The sequence below is a fragment of the Fluviicola sp. genome (assembly GCF_029266855.1).
In the GTDB taxonomy this organism is placed as follows: domain Bacteria; phylum Bacteroidota; class Bacteroidia; order Flavobacteriales_D; family Crocinitomicaceae; genus Fluviicola.
This window is the reverse complement of record NZ_JAQSWB010000014.1, coordinates 36,216-60,999: the sequence shown is the minus strand read 5'-3', so window position 1 is coordinate 60,999 and position 24,784 is coordinate 36,216. Positions and strand designations below refer to the sequence as shown.

General features: G+C 40.5%; 15 protein-coding genes. 7 read left to right on the top strand and 8 right to left on the bottom strand.

Annotated elements, in window-relative coordinates:
• Nucleotides 1–185: 185 nt before the first annotated feature.
• On the top strand, nt 186–5,732 hold the full coding sequence (locus K0S23_RS18490; RefSeq protein WP_300360367.1) for an MG2 domain-containing protein: 5,547 nt from the start codon (nt 186–188) through the stop codon (nt 5,730–5,732).
• A gap of 230 nt (nt 5,733–5,962) precedes the next feature.
• The gene (locus tag K0S23_RS18485; RefSeq protein ID WP_300360365.1) at nt 5,963–6,427 is read left to right on the top strand and encodes an Mpo1-like protein; all 465 of its coding nucleotides are present in this window, start codon (nt 5,963–5,965) and stop codon (nt 6,425–6,427) included.
• Between the two features lie 122 nt (nt 6,428–6,549).
• Here K0S23_RS18485 and K0S23_RS18480 read toward each other — a convergent pair whose 3' ends face one another.
• Complete coding sequence (locus K0S23_RS18480) at nt 6,550–7,293, bottom strand: LytTR family DNA-binding domain-containing protein (protein ID WP_300360364.1); 744 nt, start codon at nt 7,291–7,293, stop codon at nt 6,550–6,552.
• Entirely contained in the window at nt 7,293–10,325 is a 3,033-nt protein-coding gene (locus tag K0S23_RS18475) for a two-component regulator propeller domain-containing protein (RefSeq protein ID WP_300360363.1), read from the bottom strand. The genes K0S23_RS18480 and K0S23_RS18475 overlap by 1 nt, the downstream gene beginning before the upstream one ends.
• 159 nt (nt 10,326–10,484) lie before the next feature.
• Here K0S23_RS18475 and pbpC point away from each other — a divergent pair, with 159 nt between their 5' ends.
• Together pbpC and K0S23_RS18465 are read left to right on the top strand one after the other, a co-directional pair.
• Nucleotides 10,485–12,815 carry a penicillin-binding protein 1C gene (pbpC, locus tag K0S23_RS18470; protein WP_300360362.1) on the top strand — a complete coding sequence of 777 codons (2,331 nt, stop codon included), beginning with the start codon at nt 10,485–10,487 and terminating at the stop codon, nt 12,813–12,815.
• Between the two features lie 130 nt (nt 12,816–12,945).
• The gene (locus K0S23_RS18465; RefSeq protein WP_300360360.1) at nt 12,946–13,251 is read left to right on the top strand and encodes a hypothetical protein; all 306 of its coding nucleotides are present in this window, start codon (nt 12,946–12,948) and stop codon (nt 13,249–13,251) included.
• Here the strand turns inward: K0S23_RS18465 and K0S23_RS18460 are convergent.
• The 4 genes from K0S23_RS18460 to K0S23_RS18445 form a co-directional block, all read right to left on the bottom strand.
• Entirely contained in the window at nt 13,213–13,791 is a 579-nt protein-coding gene (locus tag K0S23_RS18460; protein ID WP_300360358.1) for a transposase, read from the bottom strand. The genes K0S23_RS18465 and K0S23_RS18460 overlap by 39 nt on opposite strands.
• Before the next feature lie 125 nt (nt 13,792–13,916).
• Entirely contained in the window at nt 13,917–15,368 is a 1,452-nt protein-coding gene (locus K0S23_RS18455) for a hypothetical protein (RefSeq protein WP_300360357.1), read from the bottom strand.
• A 3-nt stretch (nt 15,369–15,371) separates the two neighbouring features.
• Nucleotides 15,372–15,659, bottom strand: coding sequence for a hypothetical protein (locus K0S23_RS18450; protein ID WP_300360355.1), 288 nt, complete (start codon nt 15,657–15,659; stop codon nt 15,372–15,374).
• A 202-nt stretch (nt 15,660–15,861) separates the two neighbouring features.
• A complete protein-coding gene (locus tag K0S23_RS18445) occupies nt 15,862–18,489 on the bottom strand; it encodes a valine--tRNA ligase (RefSeq protein ID WP_300360354.1) in 2,628 nt (875 codons plus the stop codon).
• Between the two features lie 417 nt (nt 18,490–18,906).
• Between K0S23_RS18445 and K0S23_RS18440 the strand changes: the two genes are divergently transcribed.
• Nucleotides 18,907–19,590 (top strand): TIGR02117 family protein, encoded by a 684-nt coding sequence (locus tag K0S23_RS18440; RefSeq protein ID WP_300360352.1) that lies wholly within the window; start codon nt 18,907–18,909, stop codon nt 19,588–19,590.
• 104 nt (nt 19,591–19,694) lie between these two features.
• Here the strand turns inward: K0S23_RS18440 and K0S23_RS18435 are convergent, their stop codons facing one another.
• Nucleotides 19,695–20,228, bottom strand: a complete 534-nt coding sequence (locus tag K0S23_RS18435; protein ID WP_300360351.1) for a hypothetical protein — start codon at nt 20,226–20,228, stop codon at nt 19,695–19,697.
• 45 nt (nt 20,229–20,273) lie between these two features.
• Entirely contained in the window at nt 20,274–22,385 is a 2,112-nt protein-coding gene (locus tag K0S23_RS18430) for a Tex family protein (protein WP_300360350.1), read from the bottom strand.
• A 161-nt stretch (nt 22,386–22,546) separates the two neighbouring features.
• On the opposite strand from K0S23_RS18430, the gene K0S23_RS18425 reads away from it, so the two are divergent.
• The gene (locus K0S23_RS18425; protein ID WP_300360349.1) at nt 22,547–24,253 is read left to right on the top strand and encodes a T9SS type A sorting domain-containing protein; all 1,707 of its coding nucleotides are present in this window, start codon (nt 22,547–22,549) and stop codon (nt 24,251–24,253) included.
• 132 nt (nt 24,254–24,385) lie between these two features.
• Nucleotides 24,386–24,766, top strand: a complete 381-nt coding sequence (locus K0S23_RS18420; protein ID WP_300360348.1) for a septal ring lytic transglycosylase RlpA family protein — start codon at nt 24,386–24,388, stop codon at nt 24,764–24,766.
• Nucleotides 24,767–24,784: the final 18 nt, after the last annotated feature.

Below are 24,784 nucleotides of genomic sequence, written 5' to 3'. Positions count from 1 at the left end.
TTCCGTCATATTGTCCCTAGTTATTAATCACAAACCAATGCCGAAGAAGGGAAATAAAAATCCGGGAGAGTAATTCAAATAATCTCCTTTCAACCACGAATAATCAAAAGGTAGTCCCGACTCCTAAAATGACAGCTATTCTTCTTTTATAAGCATTCATCTTTGACATAACAAATACAACAGTTATGTCTCGCTTCATTATTCTTCTATCTTTTGCTGCAAGTGTTATGGCAACTATATTCGCCTGTTCCAGCAATAAGATCCTTTCCGTTGATCCCAAATTCCGAAAATGGGTTTCAGGATACACCTCGGGAATTATTTCCAATTCCGATCACATTGAAATTGAGCTTCGGAATCAATTGGACTCGACCAAATTGATCGAACTCGGTATGAAATCCCGTTTGGACGAAAAAGTCCTGAACGAGATCGTTGAGATCAGTCCGGAAATTGATGCGGATATTCATTGGATCGATTTCCGGACTATCCAAATTGTTCCGAAAAAACCTTTGAGCTCAAACCAAATCTACACCGTAAGCCTGGATTTGGAAGAAATCATGGAAGTAGAAGACGGATATGAAGAATTTAATTTCCAGTTTGCAACAAAACCGCAAAAAATTGAAGTAACGGAGCCCAGCTTAGTTGAATACGATTCATACAACCTGGAATGGTATTCATTGCGGGGAACTGTTTCAATGACAGATCATTTTGACACGACCAAACTGAAGGAACTAATCACGGTGAACCTCGGAAACGAAAAGCAAAAAGTTCATTTCGAAGAAAGTTATGGCGATAATGAATATGTATACATTGTAGACAGTATTCGACGTTCAGCGAAGGAAAACACCCTTACCGTCAACTGGAACGGAGATCCTATTTCGTCTTTTTCAAATGGTTCGACAAGCATCAAAGTTCCGGCACTCGGCGATTTCGACTTAAGCTCTTACAACGTAAGTGATGAAGATGACCAGAGTATTCGTTTGACCTTTTCGGAACCTTTGTCTACCAACCAGGATCTGAACGGATTGATCGATCTGGAAGGTGTAAACGGAGAAACTTTTTCGATCTATTACAATGAAGTGACGGTATTTATTCCCAACCGAATTGAAGGAAGTTACAAGCTGGAAATCAATCCAGGTATCAAGAACATTAAAAACTATCCGATGCTGAAAGGAACCGAACGCACGTTGTTGTTTACAGCTTCCAAACCCAAAGTACGAATCGTCGGAAGTGGCTCCATTTTACCTGATTCCAAAGGATTGATCTTTCCTTTTGAAACCATCGGATTAAAGTCTGTTACCGTTCGGATCATTAAGATCTATGAAGAGAATGTTCATCATTTCCTGCAGGTGAATGAATTGAATGACTCCGAAGCTATTTTCAGATTCGGGAAGAAGATCACAGAAAAGAATATTTCCTTAGGTGTGAAAAAAGAAGATAAAAGCGATTGGGCCTCACATGTCCTGGATTTGGAAAAATGGATCCGGCCGGAACCAGGGGCAATTTACCGTATATCCATAAAATTCGGTCAAAAAGATGCCTATTGTGATTGTGAAGCACCATCCGACTCAGAAAATCCAGAAACTGTATCTGCTGAAGAACCAAAAGAAGAATGGACTGAACGTCCCTGGCATTTGGACGACTGGGATGATGGTTACGAAGATTGGGGCGGCTACAGCTCAGAATCACCCTGCAGTTCGGATTATTATTACGGAAAAGCCGTTTCAAGAAACATTCTTGCATCCAATATCGGTGTGATCTACAAACTGGATGCGAAGAAAGAGGCACATGTTTTCTTAACAGACATGATCACGACACAGCCCATTCCCAATGCATCGGTTACCTTCTACGATTTCACGAAACAAATAATTGCTTCCGGGACAACCAACTCGGAAGGAATGTACACCAAAACACTTTCTGAAAAACCATTCTTACTGATCGCAAAATATGGAAAACAGCGCGGCTATTTAAAAGTAAGTGACGGACATGCAAATATGCTTTCGGAATTTGATGTGGAAGGTGAAGAAGTACAAAACGGATTGAAAGGATACATCTATGCGGAGCGTGGTGTTTGGAGACCTGGAGATTCTATTTATGTCAATTTTGTATTGCGCGATTATGAGAAAAAACTTCCGCTCAATCATCCTGTAACCTTCACCTTAACGGATCCTTCCGGCTATGAAGCCAGTAAAATAACCAGGTCGCAGGGAGTAAACGGACATTATGATTTCAGAACCGCCACCCGTTTCGATGCCAAAACCGGAATTTACACTGCACGTGTAATGGTTGGTTCACGAGAATTTATAAAGTATTTGAAAGTTGAAACCGTAAAACCGAATCGTTTGAAAATTAAGCTTACTGTTCCTAAAAGCTCAGACAGTTTACTGCAACTGGAATCTTATTGGCTGCACGGAGCTCCTGCAAAAAACTTAAGGGCTACCGTGGATGTCGAATATCAATCCACAAAAACCGTTATCCCGGGATTTCCGAAGTTCGAGTTCGATTCCCCTATCCGGAAAATTCATTCTGACAAAAACACTTTGTTTGACGATGACCTGGATGCCAATGGAAAAGCCTCCTTTAAGCAGGAAGTTTCATCGCTTTCGCAAGCCTCAGGAATGCTGAATGCTATTTATACCATGCGCGTATTTGAGCAAGGCGGAAACTTTTCCATCGACCGTTTTTCCCAGTTGTATTCCCCATACAAGCAATATGTTGGTTTCAGAACTCCGGATACGGAAGCTGACAATTCCCTGATTTCCGGGAAGAAGCACACCTTTGATGTGGTGATGGTCAATTCCACAGGAACGCTTTTGAAAAAACAATCAAAAATCCGTGTAAAGATCTACCGGATGGAATGGAGATGGTGGTATGAAAGCGGTGATGATGATCTGGGCAATTTCATGGCCAGAAACGGAAATATGTTGGTTTACGATTCGTTGGTGAATTGTTCAGATGGAAAAAGTGCGTTCAAATTCGGATTAGGAGCAACAGATTATGGCCGGTTTTTAGTGACTGTTACGGATGAAGAAGGATTTCATCAATCCGGGAAAATCATTTCGATCGATGTTCCTTACTGGAGCCGCGGAAATCAAAAGAACAACGAATATGCTTCCATGCTGAACTTTTCCACCGACAAGAAAAGTTATGTGAAAGGTGAAACCGTAAAACTTAGCATTCCGTCTCCGGCTTCCGGGAAGGCATTGATTTCAGTAGAAACCCGGACGAAGATCATAAAGAAATTTTGGGTGAACACAACGAAAGGAGAAACAACCTGTTCTTTCGAAACTACAGAAGATATGGCGCCAAATGCTTATGTTCATGTCAGTTTGATTCAGCCCCATAGTGCTACAACCAACGATTTGCCGATTCGCATGTACGGAATTGTCCCGATTATCGTCGATGATCCTGCAACGCATTTGCACCCTGAAATCACTGCAGCAAAAGAATGGAGACCCGAATCTACAGCCAAAGTAACTGTTTCAGAAAAAGATGGAAAAGGAATGACTTATACCCTGGCGATCGTAGACGAAGGCTTATTGGATCTCACACGCTTCGACACACCGAATCCATGGAATACATTTTATGCCAAAGAAGCCCTGGGAATTAAAACCTGGGATATGTACAATGCAGTTATCGGCGCATACTCAGGAAATTTAAACCGTTTATTGAGTATTGGTGGCGATGGTTCTGCAGATGACGGAGCAGGCCCGAAAGCCAATCGCTTTAAGCCGATGGTTCATTTCTTAGGACCGTTTGTTTTACCCGCGGGTTCCTCTAAAACACACCAGGTAGAACTACCAACATATATCGGATCTGTTCGGGTGATGGTTGTCGCTCATGCAGCAACAGCTTTCGGGAATGCAGAAGAAACTGTTACCATTAAAAAACCGCTGATGGTGCTTGGAACATTACCTCGCGTAATAGGACCAAGTGAAACAATTCAATTGCCGGTTGATGTTTTCGCAATGAAAGACAACATCAAAAATGTCGATGTCCAGGTAAGCTGTAATGATCTATTGCTTGTGAACGGTGCTAAAAATCAAGGGATCAAATTTGCTGCAGAAGGCGATCAGATCGTGAACTTTGAACTAAAGGTTGCAAATAAACTGGGAATCGCGAAAATCAAGATCTTTGCGAAATCAGGGGCCGAAACAGCAACTCAAGAGTTTGAAGTTGACGTTCGCAGTCCGAATCCGCTCGTCCTTGAAAGTGAAACAAAGGTACTGGAACCGGGTTCATCCGCAAGTTTTACCATGGAACAAGACGGAATCAGCGGTTCGCATTCCTATTCGCTGGAGGCAAGTCAGTTCAGTTCCATTAACTTAAGTGGACGCATGAGTGACTTGATCAATTATCCCCACGGATGTATTGAACAAACAACTTCAGCAGTATTTCCACAGCTTTTTGCCATGGATATTATGCAGTTCAATGAAAAGGAAAAAAGTAAAATGGTTTCCAATATCAAAGCTGCCCTGATCAGATATCAAAGTTTCCAGCAATATGAAGGCGGCTTTGCCTATTGGCCGGGGAATCGCGAAGCAAGTGACTGGGGATCCAATTATGCCGGACACTTTATGATCGAGGCAGAACAGCACGGATTTACTTTGCCTGTAAATCTTAAATCCCGCTGGATCGATTACCAGAAAAACCAAGCAAATAGCTGGACTCCTGATTCATATATGAGTTATTCCAGTAACGCGGAAGAATCCAATCAATTGATCCAGGCATATCGATTGTACACTTTGGCTTTGGCCGGGAAACCTGAATTGGGTGCAATGAACCGTTTGAAAGAAAACAGCAAGTTGGGAACCACAGCGAAATGGAGATTGGCGGCTGCTTATTATTTAGTGGGGCAAAAAGACCTGGCAAAACAAATGACCCGCAATTTAAGTTTCACTTCAACATCTTACCGCGAGTATGCCTATTCCTACGGATCCACCTTGCGGGATAAAGCAATGAACCTGGAAGCAGGATTGATGATCGATTCGAAATCAACCGATCAGTTAGAAAAAGAAATTGCGGATGTACTGAAATCGAACCAGTGGCTCAGCACCCAGGAAGCGGGTTATTGTATTCTCGCGCTAACAAGCGGGAAAATCAAAAACAACGGAACACTTCAATTTGAAGTGAATTCCGAAAAAGTGACAGCGACCAAATGTTTGATGACAAAAAATTACACCGAAGCTGATGGTACAAAAATGAAACGGCTTTCAATCCGGAATACTTCATCAAAAAAGTTATATGTGACTTTCTGTACGAAGAAAGTTCCGCAGATCGGCAAAGAGAAAAAAGTTCGAAGCAACCTGGAAATGACCATTGATTATACCAATTTATCCGGCGTTTCAATTGATCCGTCCAAGATTACTCAAGGAACAGACTTTATTATGGAAGTCAAATTGAAGAATCCGACAAAAGATCAGTTCTACCGAGAAATGACTTTGAACCAGATCATGCCAAGTGGCTGGGAAATACATAACTCGCGTTTGTACGATGAAGGAAGCACTCCGAATATCGATTACCAGGATTACAGGGATGACCGCATTTACAGTTATTTCAAATTGGCACCAAATGAAACCAAAATTTTCAAGATTCAGCTCAATGCTTCTTATTTGGGAAGATTCTACTTGCCGGCAGTATTTTCAGAAGCGATGTACGACCATTCTGTCAATGCACAGGAAAAAGGTCGCTGGGTGGAAGTGACTAAAATTATAAAACAACCTAAATCATCCTGATAATTATGTGAAGGCTGCCCGATAAATGGGTGGCCTTTTTATTTCATTTTCATCCTGTATTTTTGGGAAATCCCAATGTCCCAATATTGGGACAAGACTGAAAGACAATTGTTTAGGCAAATTAAAATTGAATCTTAACTCATTTACAAACCCAACGAGATGTTTTCTACAGCAAAAAATCAAGCTCATTGCGAAAAAGTATACTATTTCGTAACTTGTATAAAAAAACAATGAAAACGCTCGAAGAATGGTTTGCAGAATACTCGGTCAGTCACCAAAACGCGACGAACAAGAAAATACATTACATATGTGTCCCGGCAATTTTCTTTTCAGTTGTGGGATTGTTAATGAGTATTCCCAATCGTGGTCTGATCAGTTTGGTTCACTCGAATAATTTCCTATATGTTAATTGGGCGGTTGTTGCTTTAATTCCCGTTTTATATTTCTATTTGCGCTTATCACTCAAAATGGCATTCTATATCTTGATTTTTTCCGCGGTCTGCGTTATTGGAAATTACTATTTAGCAAGTATCGGTCCTTTATGGTGGAGTTCTTTAATCATTTTCACCCTAGCTTGGGCCGGACAGTTCTATGGACATAAAATTGAAGGAAAAAAGCCTTCGTTTTTAAAAGATATTCAATTCCTTCTGATCGGTCCGGCGTGGATTTTGGATAAATTGTTTAATGCAAAATAAGGGATTTCGACTCCGCTCAATCACCTTATTTACTCAAAACAAAGCTGAAGAGGATTAAATTTAACTGAAAAATCTTGAAACTGATATTCAAAAGGGCACTGAGCGGAGTCGAAGTGACCTTCTCATAGCTGCTCCAGCATCTTCACCACATCTGCGCGTTTTCGTGTTGATACCGGGATCATTTTTCCATCCGACATGATCAAATGTCCTCCTTCAACCTTCACAAATTCCTGGATCATTTTAGTGTTTACCAGGTGTGATTGATGTACCCGGAAAAATCCCAGTTCTCCTAAAATATCTTCAAAATCTTTCAAGGTTCTTGAAACTACAATCCGCTTTGAATTAGTAAAGAAAAACTCCGTGTAATTCACATTACTTTCGCAACGAATAATGTCTGCAATCTGAACAATATGAATTTTATCCTGAGCATGAAGAGCCAAACGTTCCTGAACCTTATGACTTTGTTTCAGTGATTCATTCAATAGGCGATAGTTATCCTGTTCGTTGTGATTGTGATTCCGGAACTTTTTCAAGGCTTCGATCAATTCATCCGGATCTACCGGCTTTAACAAATAATCGATTGCTGCATATCGAAAAGCCTTAATGGCATGTGCGTCACTGGCCGTAATAAAAATGATCTTGAACGGAATTTCAGGTAAAATGTCCAGCAGGTCAAAACCCGAACCGTCTTGCATCTGGATATCCAGGAACAAGATATCGATCTTCGTGTGCTTCAGTAATTTCGCGCCTTCAACAACTCCGGAAGCTTCCCCCACAACTTCAATGTCCGGTGCATAAACCTCCAAATCTTTTTTGAAAGTGATTCGCGCCTGTTCTATATCGTCAATTATTACTGCTTTAATCATTACAAGGGTATAAAGAGTTGAACTTCCGTTCCGATAACATTTCCGTCATCGTCATACAAATCTACAATTCTTACTTTATGTCCGTTTGAATTGGTGCTTAACAAATCTAATCTTTCTTTGGTCACGTTGAAGCCCCGGGAAACATGTTGCGGTTCATTACTTGCCTGCTGATTTTTGCCTGCAGCTTCCCTCCCGATCCCATTATCGCGGATAACACACGTAATTCCATCATTTTCCTCTCTGAACCAGCACGTAATCTTTCCAATCCTGGAATCATTTGCATCGAATTTGAAGCCATGCTTGATTGCATTTTCAACGAAAGGCTGAATAAGCATCGGAGGAATTTGGATAAAACTCAATTCTGTTTCCAGGTCCACAATGATTTCATATTCGAAACGGTTTCCATTGCAAAATTGTTCTATCAAGAGATAATTTTCCAGCGTAGCTATTTCTTCTTCCAGGGAGATAGTCGTATTTCGTGAATTATCCAATATTTGACGCATCAACCTGGAAAACTTAGCCAAATAATAGCGCGCCTTCGTTTCATTCTCAGTACCTATTAGTCCCTGGATCGAATTCAGAGCATTGAAAATGAAATGCGGATTCATTTGCAGGCGTAAAGCTTTCTGTTCCAGTTCCAATAAATTTCGGGCAAATTCCGCATCTTTCTGAGCCTGCTTTGCTTTTCGCCGGATGCGAGAAGTTTGAATACGGATTATGAACCAAATAAATAAACCTCCAGCAATTAATTCAAACAAAATAAACCAGGGAGTAAGCCAAAACGGGCTCGCTATTGTAAAAGAAAAACGTTCAGGTTGCGGATTAATGAATCCGTCTTCGTTACGCGAACGAAGCAGAAAGGTATATTTTCCGGGCGACATATTGGAATAAACTATTCGCTGTTCCTTCGTCCATGGTGACCATTTATTTTCAAAACCACTCATCTTCCAGGAATACTCTACACCTTCAGGATTCTTCAGGTTAATACCTTTAAATAAAAAGCTCAAATGATTCTGATCGGATGGCAAATGCAATGTTTTGTAACTGCTCCACGGCAGGATCACATCGCTATATTTTGTCTTTGAAAGCGATTCATAAAACAACTGCACATCCAGGATACTTAAGATCGGTGCAGTTCTATTCACTTGTAAATTCGATAAATTGTAACAACTTGCTCCGTTGATCGTTCCGAACCAGATTTTTCCATCGGGGTCTTTCCAAACACTGTTCTGGCACGTTTCAACTCCTAAAAAACCATCACTTTTACCGTAATGTTTAATACTTTTAATTTGATTCGTTTCATTCAGGTCCAGAATATCCAATCCGGATTCGGAACCAACTATCAGGTTTTGATTGGCATCAAAGACCATCAAATACACATTTGAAGAATGCATTCCGGATTCGATACTGATCTTCTTAAGTACTTTCAGTTTGGGACCATATGCTATGCAATTAATCCCGGCACCTGCAGTACCTGCCCAAATTCTACCTTTCGAATCCTCAATGATCGTTCGAACAGCATCTGCACTTAAGCCCGAATCTTTATTTAAAATTTTCGTTTTTCCGGTTTCGGGATCGTAACAAGCCAAACCTGCAGATTCTGCTCCATACCAGACCAGCCCCCGTGAATCTACAAAAACGCAGGTCAAGCGCATATGCAGCAAACCTTCATCCAAAGTAACCGTTTCGACTTCTTTTCCCTGGTCTGAAATCCGGAGCAAACCGGAACCGGAAGTTGCTACCCAAATTCTGCCCTGCCTGTCTTTCGACATTTGCCGCACATAATACTTCCGTGTTTCATCCAACCAGGAAAATCCTCCTGCTGAAAGCATTCCAATTCCCTGGCCTTCCGTTCCGAAGTACATCAATCCATCGTTGTCCTCAATAATTGCTTTTACTTTAATCGCTTCAAATCCGTTTTGGACGTTTAACTGACTAAAAGTCCCGTTTTCATATATACTTACCCCGTTTTGAGATGTTCCGAACCATAACTTATTGCTTCGGTCCCTGTAAATGGAATAAATGAAATTTCCTCCCAAACCGGCCGAAACCGAATAATGAGAAAACAATTTTCCTGCAAACTGCGAAACTCCCCCACCGGAAGTTCCAATCCATAAATCTCCCCAATTGTCTTTAATGATGGAACGTACATGGTTATTTCCTAAGCCATTCCTTTCAGTGTAACTGGTAAATTCTTTTGTCTTTTGATCATACTGGATCAAACCCGCATTCAAAGTCGCAATCCAACACACATTTCTTTCATCGAAGAATAGATCGAATACTGTCTGTTTATACAACTCGTGATTCAAGTCTACCCGGTAGTAATCTTTCCGGTTATAAACATAAGCCCCGTCGCCATAAGTTCCGATCCAGATTTTCCCGTTTTGATCTTCCCTTAAACAGGTAATTGCATTTCGCATCACCCGGAATCTCTTACCGTGGTTAATTAAAATGTGTTTACTGCCCTTTGGTTCAGATGACAGCAGCCCGTTCCCGGTTCCCATCCAAATAATTCCCTTTGAATCTATCAGAATCGCATTGATAGTTCCCTCATTAATTCCAAGGATTCGATTCATTGAAACTAAAGAATCACCCTTCACGGTAAAAACTCCGTGATTTGTCGCAAGCCATAATTTATCTCCGGAATCAAGTGTCATACTGAATACAGCAAAGTGATTCCCGTACTTCGGATGCTTATACGTAAAGATTTTCTTTCCATTGTACGATGAAAGCCCATCATTCGTCCCGATCCATAAAACGTGTTTCCGATCTTCCTTTAACGAATAAATATAATTGTTCACTAAACCCTGCCGGTCAGTAAACGACTCAAAGTTCTGACCATCGAAGCGCGATAACCCACCTCCTCTTGTTCCAAACCACAAATACCCTTTATGATCCTGGATGACACTATAAACCTGGGATTGTCCCAAACCGTTTTCCACTGAAAAATTCCGGAAACTGGCTAACTGCGTATATCCACGACTGATCGAGATCAATATAAAGAAGAAAAGTAAACACGAGTTTTTCGGCATGAATTCTAAGGGATCTTACGTTGTTGAAATTAGCAAAAGTCTGTAAACATTCACCGAATAAATAATCAAAAAGAACACGCACTTTTCATCCCAGGTGTTGCGAATAATAAAGAGTCGTTTTCATATCGGTTCCAAGCCATTACTTTCAGTAAAAAAACGATGAAGGAAAGACTCTTTTGGTGGAAGGAACAATACCGTTGGAAAAAACGGTTCATCAAACGCATTTTGTTCTATTCTTTCCTGGCATGGTACATCCAGGCTTTACCTTCTACTCTGTTCACTGATCCTTACTCAACGGTTTTGGTCGGTAAAAACGGGAAGTTACTTGGAGCCCACATCGCAAAAGACGGACAATGGCGTTTTCCTCCGGGTAACAAAACACCATATAAAATCGCGACGTGTTTAATTACCTTTGAGGATAAAAATTTCTATTATCACCCGGGAGCCAGCATAAAAGGCATTTGCCGCGCTTTCTATCAAAATATTACTCGCGGAAAAATTGTTAGTGGCGGAAGCACTATTACACAGCAAGTGATCCGGCTGATGCGAAAAAATCCCTCCAGGACTTATTCTGAAAAACTATACGAGATCATTCTCGCAACGCGGCTGGAATTCAGTTATTCGAAGGAAGATATTTTGAACCTTTACACTGCCAACGCCCCGTTTGGAAATAACGTGGTTGGAATTGATGCTGCTTCCTGGCGCTATTTTGGGAGAGCCCCAGAAAATTTAAGCTGGGCGGAAAGTGCCACCTTGGCCGTTTTACCCAACGCTCCAGGACTAATTTATCCCGGAAAAAACCATCAAAGTTTACTAAAGAAGCGAAACCGCCTATTGAAAATGCTTTACGAACAAGGCGAAATCGACAAATTAAATTATTACCTGGCCCTGGAGGAACCGCTTCCCGACAAACCACTTCCCCTCCCACAAGAAGCTCCGCATTTACTGCAACGTTGCATCATGCACGGTCAAAAAGAGCAATTGATCCGATCTACGATTGACGAAGAAATTCAAACAATGGTCAATAACGAAACAGAGCAATATGCCCTTCGAATGAATGAATACGGTGTGTACAATGCAGCAGTTCTAATAACATCAGTTGAAACCGGTGAAGTTGTCGCTTATAAAGGCAACCTGAATCATACCGACGATGATCATGGGGTTGATGTTGACTGTATTCAGTCGCCAAGAAGTACGGGAAGTATTTTAAAGCCATTGCTATATGCCAAATCGATGGAATCCGGTTTAATTACTCCGAAACAATTGCTTTGTGATTTTCCTTCTCGATTCGGAACCTTTGCCCCAAATAACTTCAACCGTCAGTTTTCAGGAGCCTTACCAGCCAATAAAGCATTATCAAAAAGCTTAAACATCCCAATGGTTTTCCTGCTTCGTGAATATGGCCAAGCGAAATTCCACAATGACCTGAAACATTTTGGTTTCCGAAACATGAATAAACATTCGGGCCATTACGGCTTATCGTTAATTCTTGGGGGAGCTGAAGCATCTGTTTGGGAGATCAACGCATGTTACAACTCCATGGCTCAACAGTTACAAAACTCAAGCCCGACAAAAATTCATTATACCGGCAACACCGAAAACGCTCCGAAGTTAAATTTAAATAAAGCTTGTATTTATTCCACTTTTGATGCCTTAATAGATGTAAACAGACCCGATGAAGAGAATAATTGGCGTGCATTTGAATCCTCCCAAAAAATTTCCTGGAAAACAGGAACCAGTTTTGGATTCAGAGATGCCTGGGCAGTTGGTGTTACTCCGAAATACGTAGTCTCAGTTTGGGTTGGAAACGCTGACGGAGAAGGAAGACCAGGTTTAACAGGTGTGAAAGCGGCTGCACCACTTCTCTTCTCAATTTTCAGAAACCTGGAATCTCCTCAAAAGTGGTTTGAAAAACCCCTAAAGGAATTAACGCTAACGGAGATTTGCAATGAAAGCGGCCAGATCTCAAACCGTCATTGTGAGAATACACATTTTGAATACATACCCAGCACTTGCTTAATCAGTAAAAACTGTAGTTACCATCAATTAATTCATTTAAACCAAAAAGAGACTTTCCGTGTGAATGCAGATTGTGAGAGCAGCAGTACCATGAAACATAAATCCTGGTTTATCCTTCCACCGAGCATGGAAAAATACTACGTTCAACAAAACCCTGGTTATCACCCTGCCCCTCCCTTCGATCCGTCATGTACTTCCAATAAACCTGAAAACATTATGAGCTTTATCTATCCGAAACGGCAAACCAAAATTTACATCCCGCGTGAAATGAACGGTTTAAGAGGTAAGGTTATTTTTGAGGTTGCACACACTAGGCAAAACAGCATCTTATACTGGCATATTGATGAAGAATTTATAGGAACAACTTCAGACATTCATCAAATCAGTGTACAACCTGAAAAAGGTAAGCATCTGGTAACCGCAGTTGATGAAACAGGTGTTGTTTTAACGGAAACATTCGAGGTTCTCTAATTCTCATCAGCTTAAACCGACTGTTCAATCCATGAAAGGTACAGTTAAGATTTTTTAAGGATTTCAATTACAACTATCCCCTTTTTGTTGCGTTAATTGAATAAGAAACAACACACAAAACTTATCACTCATGGACCGCACAACGATCAATCAATTGGAAACTTACAAAGCTATCGAAGCTGTTTGTGTCGAAAATCATTCTATCTGGACTAATGTGAAAGAATTCCGGGGACCTTTTTCACGATTTGCATTAAAAGTAGCACAACTAGATTTGCTCTCGGAAAAAGATGGTTCATCCTTAAATCCTCGTTTGGAAAACCTGATCAGGGATATTGAACAGATCTTGAAAACCCACTTTGATCGTTATTTCGACTATTTACAGCAAAAGAACAGCGAATTATATCAGGTTTACAATCACATTCGGAGAAGCAGCTAATTGGTTTTTATCTATTAAATTTTGTAGCGCAGGGTTGGTAGGTAAACCATGCTTCTTCCGATTATTTCGAATATATGCAATGGTGTTTAGTAATTGATCCGGATTACAAATCACTTTGCAATGATACTTCTGGGTCCAAAAAGGGATCGATTTATCCTTTAAAGTTCTCGGCTCGTATCTTCCGTTCGTCGCGTCAAGGGGATTAATCCCCTTGGCCGCGCGATACACGTTACACACGCGAGCTGTCCGACCTTTTACCCGATGCATAATCTTCGGAACTTCATCCCGTTCGCAATAAATCAATAAATGCATATGGTCCCTGCAAAGATTTAATGCAATGACTTCGAAATCCAATTCATTCGACAACAAAAAAACTTCCTTTGCTATGAGCGTTTCTTCCTCCATATTCATGTAATAAACATCCGGTTGAGGGAGTGTTCCGTGAAAACGTCTTTCCCGGGCTCTATAGACAATCATTCGTCGGGAAGTGCGACTATCGTGAAGATTGGTGGTTAAATGAAAATAAGCTTGTTGATTCATACAAAAACTTCTTTCTTATTTAAGCTAAGAAAAAAATTCGTTTGAAACAAGTCTTTTTTTTTATAGAAAACTATCCGCAAAAAAAAGAGGGATAGTAACCATCCCTCCTCCATTTTTCAGATTCTTTAGTGCATTAACTGAACCAGTTTGATGCGTTCCAAACTTCCATCGAAGCCAACAGTTTCCAAAATATACACCCCATCCGGCAGAATCATATTCGTAAATGTTGCTTTAACATCCAGGTCTTCACCGTTCATTTCTTTGATCAAACTTCCACTTTGGTTATAAATACGCATCGTCTTAATTCTCAGTGCATCCAGACTGAAATTGCAAGCAGTCATATCAAAGGTTGTTTTTTCACCGTTGATATCCACTTCGGTTAAGCGATAATAATTCACTCCCACCACTGGTTGGTTGTCATAGAAAAAGTAATCTGTCGGTGAAGTGCTCTCTCCTTGTGCCTTCGATTGGATCAATGGAAAAAAGTTTGTACCATCCTCGCTCTTCTCCAGGATAAAATAATCGCTGTTTTTCTCTGTGAGAGTTGTCCAGGCAACAGCCATAGAACGTTCATCTTGTTTGCAAAAGAAATCTTTTAATTCCACCGACAGCGGGGTACAGTTCAACGAAGCCCCACCTGTCAAGTTCCAATCCAAAGTAAATCCGGCAGCCGTCGGTGACCACTGGTTCACCATAAGATAATAAACTTCTCCGGCTGTAACCGATAATGTACTAACCCATGCATCTCCGGTCACATCCTCCGATGCATCAACAGCACCATTTCCAAGTCCTGTATTATTAGAGTTCGCTGCATACGAACAACGAATCGGGCTTCCTAAAGCGCCGCATGCAGCACCTGGACCATAAAGTGCAAAATCATAGTCGTCTGCATTATTCGTCGGATCTATTATCAAACCAAGTGTTCCGGTATTTGCAACCTGAAATTTATACCAACTGGAATATACTTCCCCACCGGCTCCAGTGCATCCTACACAAGACTCGGATGCCAGTCCCGGACCAGATACTGTTGAAGAAAATGGCGAATCCGTACAAATCTGAATGGCATTCACGCAATCCTGGTTCGATGTTCCTGTTGGTCCGCCCGCACATGCAACACATGAAAGAGTTGCTGCCCATCCACCCAACTGGACGCTCCCATCTGTAGTATGACGAAAAGTCAAACAACCGCTTGAGGACGTCGAAGTAATTGTTCCGGGAGCAGTTATACAATTATTATACAAAGCGGGTGAATTTTGCGCTGGTCCATTCAAAATCTGTAAATAATCACAACAGCTATTTGGTCCTGTACAAAGGAAATAAGTGTCATTCATACTGAACGCAGTAAAGGTTGCTCTAACGCACATTCCGGCTGTACTTGGACAAAACGTGCGGTAAATGGCATTGATATTCGCACTATAATTTCCTCCTGCACCACCATTGTCATAATATGTTCCGGAACAGGTATTCACCATACACGCACCGGCATAAGTATTTGAAATACCTACAGTAGGATGCGTATACGTTTGAGCCTGGAACATACAAGGTGCCAGCATCAAAAGGATAAATAAACTTCTCATGACTTAGTGCTTGTTTAATTGGCACTTAAGATTCGAATACAACACAATAGTGTAGTTACTTGACGGATCAAAAATCTCGACATCAACTTCAGCTGCACGATGCGCAGTAAGTTCAGCATAGGGAATAAGTAACAAACGATTGCTATCAGGTTGCGGTACGTCTTTGATTTCATACTCGACGCCCAATAAATGTTGAACAGGATATTCTAAAGGAATTTGCTCCTTGCTTGTTTGTGCTGTTGCCTTAATAGAACAAACAGACAACAAAACAAATAGTAGTAGTGTTTTCATAATAAGTTGTAGTTTATTTCGAATCAAAACTACTCAATTGTCTTTATATGAACTACTTAAACAACATTTTTTTTTTTAAACCATCCCTTAATCCCTTCCCTCACTCAAAGTGTTTTCTTTGAAAATAAAGGGGATTTCTGAAAAGATCAATATAAAAAAAAGTGCCCGAAAGCACCTTCTTATAACTAGCTGTTTCCTTGAATCAATTCAAACCTGCCAATTTTTCTTCCAAAATGGCAATCTTTTGCAAAGCATCTGCTTCTTTTTTACGTTCACTGGCCAAAACTTGTTCCGGTGCCCCGTTAACGAATTTTTCGTTACTCAATTTACCTTGAACACTTTTCAAAAAGCCTTTCGTATAATTCAATTCTTCCTCCATTTTTTCCTTTTCTGCAGTTACATCAATAGCATCTCCAAACGGAATGAAATATTCATTGGATTGAACCAAAAAAGAATTTGCATTCGCCACTTTTTCCGTAGTGTATTCCATTAATGAAAGATTTCCCATCTTCAGAATAACCGAATCAAATGACGGATCGATCTCATTATTCTTTTTCACGAACATTTCAATACGAACTTTATTGGCAATATTGTTTTTCTTACGAATGTTGCGAATATTAATGACAACTTCTTCTGCCACTCCAAATTGTTTCAAAACAGACGTATCAAAGGATTCAACCGTCGGCCATTTTGCAACGATGATATCCTCACCTTCTTTACGCTCTCTCAACAAATGCCACAATTCTTCCGCAACAAACGGAGTAAATGGTTGCAATAAGCACAACAATTTCTCAAAGAAAACAATGGTTTGATCCAATGTAGCCTGGTCAATCGGTTGTTCGTAACCAGGTTTGATCATTTCCAAATACCAGGCACAGAAATCATCCCATACCAATTTGTAAATAGCCATCAACGCCTCGGAAATTTTGAACTTATTCATCAACTCATTGATGTTCTCTAATTCCTGGTTAAAACGTGCGTTAAACCATTCAATTGCTTTTATTGATGCTTTTGGCTGTTCAATTGGTTTTACTTCCCAACCCATCACCAAACGCGCAGCATTCCAAATTTTATTCGTAAAATTTCTCCCTTGTTCACACTGACTGCTGTCAAAAGGTAAATCGTTTCCAGCCGGGGAAGAAATGAGAATTCCTAAGCGAACACCGTCCGCTCCATACTTCTCGATCAATTCGATCGGATCCGGAGAGTTTCCTAATGACTTGGACATCTTACGCCCCAATTTGTCGCGAACTATTCCGGTGTAATATACATTTCTGAATGGCAATTCTCCCATGTATTCATAACCCGCAATAATCATACGGGCAACCCAGAAGAACATAATTTCTGGTGCCGTAACCAAATCGTTTGTCGGATAATAATATTTGATCTCTTTGTTCCCTGGTTGAGTAAGTCCGTTGAAAACCGAAATCGGCCATAACCAGGAAGAGAACCAGGTATCCAATACATCTTCGTCCTGCTTTAAATCAGAAGCGGAAATTTCTTTTCCTGCTTTTTCAGATGCAAGCTTAACTGCCTCTTCGCTTGTTTTTGCAATGACGAAATCCTCCGAACCTTCGCCATAATACCAGGCTGGAATGCGATGTCCCCACCAAAGCTGGCGGGAAATGCACCAATCCTTTACGTTCTCCATCCAATGACGGTAGGTATTTTTGAATTTATCCGGATGAAATGAAATATTTCCATTCATTACATTTTCCAAAGCAGGCTGAGCCAATTCTTTCATCGACACGAACCATTGCAAAGACAATCGCGGCTCAATTACACAATTTGTACGCTCGGAATAACCAATTTTATTAATGTGATCTTCTACTTTTACCAGGTAACCTTTGTCATCCAATTCTTTGGCAATTTCCTTACGAACGTCAAAACGATCCATTCCTGCATAATGCAAGCCGTTTTCGTTTACGATTCCGTTGTCGTGGAAAATATCAATCGTTTCTAAATCGTATTTCTTACCTAATTCATAGTCATTTACATCATGAGCAGGAGTAACTTTCAAACACCCCGTTCCAAATTCCATTTCTACATATTCATCACAAATAATCGGAACGGTTCTGTTAGCAATAGGAACAATCGCATGTTTCCCATGTAAATGTTTGTAACGCGGATCATCCGGGTGAATACAAATTGCCGAGTCACCCAAAATAGTTTCGGGACGCGTTGTTGCAATTGTAAGCCACTGATCATCTGTTCCTGCAACTTTATACCGTACGTGAAACAACTTCGAGTTCACCTCTTTGTGAATTACCTCTTCATCAGAAAGTGCTGTACGGGCTTCCGGATCCCAGTTGATCATACGAACACCGCGGTAGATCTTTCCTTTTTTGAATAAATCAATGAATACATCGATCACTGAATCGGAATATTCCGGATCCATCGTAAATGAAGTTCTTTCCCAATCACAAGAAGCACCCAGCTTCTTCAATTGCTGTAAGATCACTCCACCATATTTATCTTTCCATTCGAATGCATGCTTCAAAAACTCATCGCGGGAAAGATCTGATTTTTTGATCCCTTCCTGGCGTAACTTCTGAACCACTTTTGCTTCGGTAGCAATAGATGCATGATCGGTTCCAGGAACCCAGCACGCATTTTTACCTTCCATTCGCGCTTTGCGAACCAAAACATCCTGAATGGTATTATTCAACATGTGTCCCATATGCAGAACACCCGTAACATTTGGCGGAGGAATGACGACAGTAAACGGCTCACGATCATCTGGTTCTGAATGAAAGTAACCCTTAGCCATCCAATGGCTATACCATCGTTCTTCTGCTGAACGGGGTTCGTACGTTTTTGGAATTTCCATGTTGTTGTTTTATTATGTTGTTCTTTTTATGTTGCAGGTCTGCTAACACAGACCGAGTCATCGAAAGCAGTGCTTTCTCTTATTTAAGTTGCAAAGGTACTAAAAGAGCCCAATTTATCAAGATGTATGTATCCCTCGTTTCCAATATTTCCGAATGAACGAGCTATTGGTTTCTCAAATCATTTTCGCACTAACGTTTGTTATGATTTGATCTTCAAAAGCTGCCACCTAACGCTTACGCAGTAGCTTCAGCGTAGGCGCAACGTTTACCTGCGGTGCATACTTCGTAAGTGTCGTATCTCAGTCTTTCCGCCGCGGCGGACTATCCGCTTTTCCCTCGTTACTGTCGCACTAACGTTTGTTGTAACTCAGTCTTCAAAAGCTGCCGCTTTTTCTTATTTTTGTTTAAATGACCGCATGAAAAAAGCCTGGAATATTATTAGCGTTAGTGTTCGAATTTTCTTCGAATTGCTTTTTGCTGTCATCTGTATTTATATGCTCATTTTTCTTGTTCTTTCTCCATTTACCATTCAAGCTGAGAAAACAACTGATCCGAAAACAGAAATCATTTACCTGACCACAAACGGTATTCATTCCGATATCATGCTTCCGATTCATCATCCCCTAATGGACTGGAAGGAAACTCTTGACATGGAGAAAGCATTATCTGTTGATACCTTTCAGACACATCTGAAGTTCGGTTGGGGAGATAAAAATTTCTTCATGAGAACAAAAGAATGGAGCGACATGGAGGTTGGAACAGTTGTCAATACCGTTTTTGGGAGAGGTCCGGGTGCAATGCATTTGATCTTATGCACTCCAAAAGACATCGACAAATCCAGTTTAGTGAAAATCCCGCTGACTAAACAACAGTACCAACAATTGTGTGCTTTTATCAAATGTAGCTTCCAATTTGAGAACGGGAAGGCAAAAGTGATTGAAAATCATCCATACGGAACCTACGATTTCTTTTACGATTCAAGTATTGAATACAATATGACTTACACCTGTAATACCTGGACAAATAATGCTTTGAAAAGAGCAGGGCAAAAAGCGTGTGTGTGGACTCCCTTCAAAGGAGCGATTTTTTCGAAATATTAAAATTTACCCTGGTAAGTGGTGGATAAGCTTACACTTATCCACCAATAAAAGAAAAAGCCCCGATCCGAATAAACGAATCAGGGCTTCTGTCGGCTAGTTCAAAATTATTTTTTTCCTTTACCGTTTCCATTGGATTTTCCTGAACCTCCTCCTTTAGAAGAACCTCCAGAATTTCCGTTGGACTTTCCTTTATCTCCGGAATTGTCTTTTTTGTCACTTCCGCTTGCTTTGGGTTTACCATTCCCTTTCGACTTTTCTTTTACCTTTCCTTTCAAAGCATGGAATTCTGCAGATCCGGGTTTGATTCCCATTTCCTTTGCCATTGCTCCCCAACCTTTCGATTTGCTTCTCTTATAAACAGTGATTACATCTTCAATCGGTCTTCTTGTAATATTTGATATTTGAAATGCCATCAATGCATCTCCAGGACTCATCCCAACTCTGAAAGTAGCTTCTACTTTAGGCATCGGAACATTGAATGTTTGTGTCAAATTCAATTTAAACGCTGATAAATCTTTGTTTCCATCAGTATTCACAATTTTCAGACTAGCGTCAAGTTCAGTGTCACCTGTTCTGAAACTTTGTCCAAAAGTGATACCCGAAACCAGTATCAATCCCAAAAAAATAATCTTCTTCATAATTTATAGTTGTTTTAATTGTAAGTATACACTTTTTATGCCACATTAATTCAAACGCTGCAATCCAATTCGCTTTCTCACCTCATCAATTTCAACCACCCGAACTTCTACATGCTCGTGAAGCGAGATAAATTGAGTTGGATCTTCCACATAAACATCCGCCAAATTGGATTTATGAATCAAACCGTTTTCTTTGATCCCAATATTTACAAAAGCTCCGAAATTTGTCACATTTGTTACAATTCCCGTAAGAATCATTCCTTCCTTCAAGTCTGATATGGTGCGGATCCGGCTGTCAAACTCCAAAACTTTCGCTTTCTTCCTCGGGTCACGTCCGGGTTTTTTCAATTCTTTTATGATATCAGTAAACGTGAACGAATCTACTTCCGGGAAATCTGCGTGTTTCACCTCATTCAATTTCGTTTCATTCCCTATCAGATCTTTCAATTCCACGCTCAGCTTTTGAGCTATTTTATTGACGAATTTGTAGCTTTCGGGGTGAACGGATGAGTTATCCAGTGGGTTTCCACCATCTCGTACACGTAAAAATCCCGCGGCCTGTTCGTATGCTTTGTCTCCCAAGCGCTTCACTTTTTTAAGCTCTTCCCGCGATTTGATTCCTCCGTTTTCGGTTCGGTAAGCTACAATGTTTTCTGCCAAACTTAGACCGAGTCCCGAAACATAACTCAATAAATAAGGTGATGCCGTATTCAGATCCACTCCAACAGCATTTACTGCAGAAACAACAACATCATCCAAAGCATCTTTCAAAAATGTTTGATTCACTTCGTGCTGGTATTGACCTACTCCTACAGATTTCGGGTCAATTTTAACCAACTCAGCCAGTGGATCCATCAATCTGCGGCCAATGGAAACTGCTCCGCGAACCGTTACGTCATAATCTGGGAACTCTTTTCGTGCAATCGGACTTGCTGAATAGATAGATGCTCCGTCTTCCCGAACCACATATACTTCCAGATCTCTGTCGAAGCGGATATGCTTGATAAACGATTCTGTTTCTCTCCCTGCTGTTCCGTCTCCGATAGCAATGGTTTCTATCTTATATGCCTGGACGAGCTGAAAGATCTTAGCTGAAGCCTTATCTTTTTCATTTTGAGGCGCATGCGGATAGATCGTAGCATTTGTCAATAAAGTACCATGTTCATCCAGACAAACAATTTTACAACCTGTTCTAAATCCCGGGTCAATAGCCAATGTACGTTTATTTCCAACGGGTGGTGCAAGCAGTAATTGTTTCAGGTTTGTTGAGAAAACAGAAATAGCCTCTTTATCTGCCTTTTCTTTAGCCTGGGCCAATAGTTCATTTTCCAGTGACGAACACATTAATCTGGAATAAGATTCCTTACAGGCTTTTGCCACTAAATCACCACATCCGTCATCTGATTTCACAAAAAACCGTTCCAAAGATTCCAAAGCATCGTCCTTCTCAGGTTGAGCTTTTAAGGATAAGATTCCTTCTCTTTCAGCTCGAATGATTGCTAAAAACCGGTGTGAGGCAGTTTTATAAAGCGGCTCTGAAAAATCGAAATAATCACGATACTTCGCTCCTTCTTCTTCTTTTCCTTTAACCATTTTTGAAACTAAAACCGCTTTTCGCTGGAACAAGGTTCTCACCCGACCACGTGCAATTGCATTCTCATTGATCCATTCGGCCATAATATCAACAGCCCCTTGAATCGCCATGTCTTCGTCGATCACATCACCTTTTACAAAACGCTCTGCCATTTGCTCCGGATCACCGCCCCGTTGCGACATGATCATTCGTGCCAAAGGTTCCAAACCAAGTTTTTTGGCCTTGTCTCCTTTGGTTTGACGTTTCTGTTTATAAGGTAAATAAATATCTTCCAATACAATTGAATCAAAACACGTCAGGAGCTTATTCTTCAATTCATCTGTCAATTTCCCCTGTTCTTCGATAGAAGCGATCATGGTTTGCTGACGTGCAATAATCTCATCGTATTTTTTTGCCAAATCTCTGATCTGAGCAATTTGAACCTCATCCAAACCACCCGTCATCTCTTTCCGATATCTGGAAATAAAAGGAACAGTAGCCCCGCCTTCCAATAATGTTATCGTATTTTGAATCGCCTTTTCTTTTAATCCTGAGGCATTTATAACAAATTCATTTTTTTGCATAGACACAAATATAAAAGTTCAGGAAAACTCTTTGATATACATCCTGAAAAAGAACTTCACAATTCGGTTCATTACTCAATCATATCCGCAATTAACATAATTAGCCTCAATCCATTACAACCTTTCGTTTTTTCAGGAGTCTTCCTATAAAACTATTTGCTATGAAAAAAATTTACACTCTCTTAACTTTAATCTGTTTCGCGTCTTTGACAAGCTTTGGTCAAACAACAGGTTATTCTTTCTTTGCCGATACCTTATACGGATGCCAAAATACCTTTGGAGTCCAAATGACTATCGGTACGCTCCCTGAAATCGGAGGTGTTTTATCTGTAGATTGGGGTGATGGGAACACCACTACTTACAACTACAGCACTACTTCCGGGAATACTACACATTATACTCAGGTAACGCATGGTTATACACTTCCCGGAACTTACACAGTCTCATTCAATGTTTACAGCGGAACAGCCGCTGCAAATGTAGACGCAGGCCAAACGGTTGCAATAACTCCTCCGGGAGCTTCAAACTGCGGCTATCTCTGGATTTACACCATGCAAACTTCTCCTTCTGTAAATTATACGAATGTTCCTTATCAGTTTACGGATGTAAATGGTACAATTACAATATTGATGCCTACAAGTAATACCGGAATGACAGTCTACACAGGCTTAAACCCGGCAAATGCTCCTTACACCGCTCAAATTGACCCGAATTGGCTTGCTGTAAACGGCTTAATCCAAACAAGTCCGAACTTTACGATTACTTCGTTCAATCCGAATGGAATGGCGAATAATCCGCAACAAACAATGACGGTAAGTTGCAACACCCCGAGCCCTAATCCGGATTTCGGAGTAAGTTATGGTTGGGGATCGAACTTTGTAGCTCCTTTACAAACCGGGAATTTATATCTGAATATTTGTAATTATGCTTGTTCCGATACTTCTGATGTCTCCGTTTCGCTTCAAATGCCCGGAAATTTCATTCCGAACACAAGCGGACTTACAAACCCTGTTGTGACCGGAAATGTTTTGACCTTTGATATTCTTGGACTTTCAGATTGCCAGTATATTCAGATTCCTTTTACTTTCCCTGGAAATACACCTGCCGGAACGCCTTATTGTTTTCAACTGGCATTATCCAATCCAAACGATTCATATCTTGGAAATAACCTGGACACGATTTGTGGTGTAGTACTCAATTCCTATGATCCGAATGAAAAATTGGTGGATAAGCCAATGAATATCGACCCGAATGCAGTAGAAGAGTTTGAATATGTGATTCATTTCCAAAATGATGGAAATTACGATGCAATGGATGTAGTTGTTCAGGATACAATTGCCGCAAATCTGGATCTTTCAACGTTTAAGTATGTGGGATCTAAACACGGGGTGGCAACTTCTATCGATCCAAGCACCCGGGTCGTAACATTCTCGTTCAACGACATCAATTTGGGTCAAAGTGCTGTCGATTTGGATGCATCTCAAGGTTTTGTGGTTTACTCAATCTCTGAAAATGCAGGATTACCTGAGGGCTCAGTAATTGAAAACACGGCTTACATTTACTTCGATTTCAATCCGGCAATCGTTACCAATACAACCTACAATATCAATCAACTTCCGCTTGGATTGAACGAATCGAAAAACGAATTGATCACGCTTTACCCGAATCCGGCGGAAGATAAGATTCAATTTAGCGGAGCAACCGTTGATGAAGTTTTAATCTATGATCTGACAGGGAAAATGATTTTGGAAGCAACGAATATTTTAAACAACGAAGTTTCTCTGAATTCCATTCAAACAGGCATTTATCAAGTTGTTTTAAAAACGGAGAACAGTGTTTCGACTCAGAAATTAGTGGTTAAAAAATAAGAGGAAATACTCTCTTAAAGCATCATCTTTCATCCGGAAGGTGATGCTTTTACTTGTTAACGAATTCTAAAATATGGTATTATAACCTTTCGGTTTCCCTATCTTAGCTACCCAACTTTTAATTTAAACGGTTTGAGATATTGGATTTTTGGAATAATTGCGTGTGGTTTTTTGGTGAGTTTTCAACTTCAAGCTCCTTTCACGCAAACAGGTAATGCCAGTTATTACGCGAATAAATTTCAAGGCAGAAGAACAGCCTCGGGTGCAACCTATCACAAAGACAGTATGTATTGTGCACACAAGTCATTGAAGTATGGAACAATCTTAAAAGTAACCAACCTGAAAAATGATTCGATCATCATTGTGAAGGTTGTTGACCGGATGGGGAAATCTTCACCGCACATAATTGATCTGAGTATGGCTGGAGCCCAAAAATTGAATTTTGTCCGGAACGGAATCACAAAAGTAAAAATTGAGGAAGTTATTCCGGTTCCTGTAGCGAAAGCAGATTAAGATCTTCACTCCTTTCAC

Bases quoted from the DNA above. Each gene is read 5' to 3' on its own strand.
- K0S23_RS18465 (WP_300360360.1), top strand. From the start codon at position 12,946: ATGGACCGCACAACGATCAATCAATTGGAAACTTACAAAGCTATCGAA.
- pbpC (WP_300360362.1), top strand. From the start codon at position 10,485: ATGAAGGAAAGACTCTTTTGGTGGAAGGAACAATACCGTTGGAAAAAA.
- K0S23_RS18455 (WP_300360357.1), bottom strand. From the start codon at position 15,368: ATGAGAAGTTTATTTATCCTTTTGATGCTGGCACCTTGTATGTTCCAG.
- K0S23_RS18480 (WP_300360364.1), bottom strand. From the start codon at position 7,293: ATGATTAAAGCAGTAATAATTGACGATATAGAACAGGCGCGAATCACT.
- K0S23_RS18485 (WP_300360365.1), top strand. From the start codon at position 5,963: ATGAAAACGCTCGAAGAATGGTTTGCAGAATACTCGGTCAGTCACCAA.
- K0S23_RS18435 (WP_300360351.1), bottom strand. From the start codon at position 20,228: ATGAAGAAGATTATTTTTTTGGGATTGATACTGGTTTCGGGTATCACT.
- K0S23_RS18440 (WP_300360352.1), top strand. From the start codon at position 18,907: ATGAAAAAAGCCTGGAATATTATTAGCGTTAGTGTTCGAATTTTCTTC.
- K0S23_RS18460 (WP_300360358.1), bottom strand. From the start codon at position 13,791: ATGAATCAACAAGCTTATTTTCATTTAACCACCAATCTTCACGATAGT.
- K0S23_RS18425 (WP_300360349.1), top strand. From the start codon at position 22,547: ATGAAAAAAATTTACACTCTCTTAACTTTAATCTGTTTCGCGTCTTTG.
- K0S23_RS18450 (WP_300360355.1), bottom strand. From the start codon at position 15,659: ATGAAAACACTACTACTATTTGTTTTGTTGTCTGTTTGTTCTATTAAG.
- K0S23_RS18430 (WP_300360350.1), bottom strand. From the start codon at position 22,385: ATGCAAAAAAATGAATTTGTTATAAATGCCTCAGGATTAAAAGAAAAG.
- K0S23_RS18490 (WP_300360367.1), top strand. From the start codon at position 186: ATGTCTCGCTTCATTATTCTTCTATCTTTTGCTGCAAGTGTTATGGCA.
- K0S23_RS18475 (WP_300360363.1), bottom strand. From the start codon at position 10,325: ATGCCGAAAAACTCGTGTTTACTTTTCTTCTTTATATTGATCTCGATC.
- K0S23_RS18445 (WP_300360354.1), bottom strand. From the start codon at position 18,489: ATGGAAATTCCAAAAACGTACGAACCCCGTTCAGCAGAAGAACGATGG.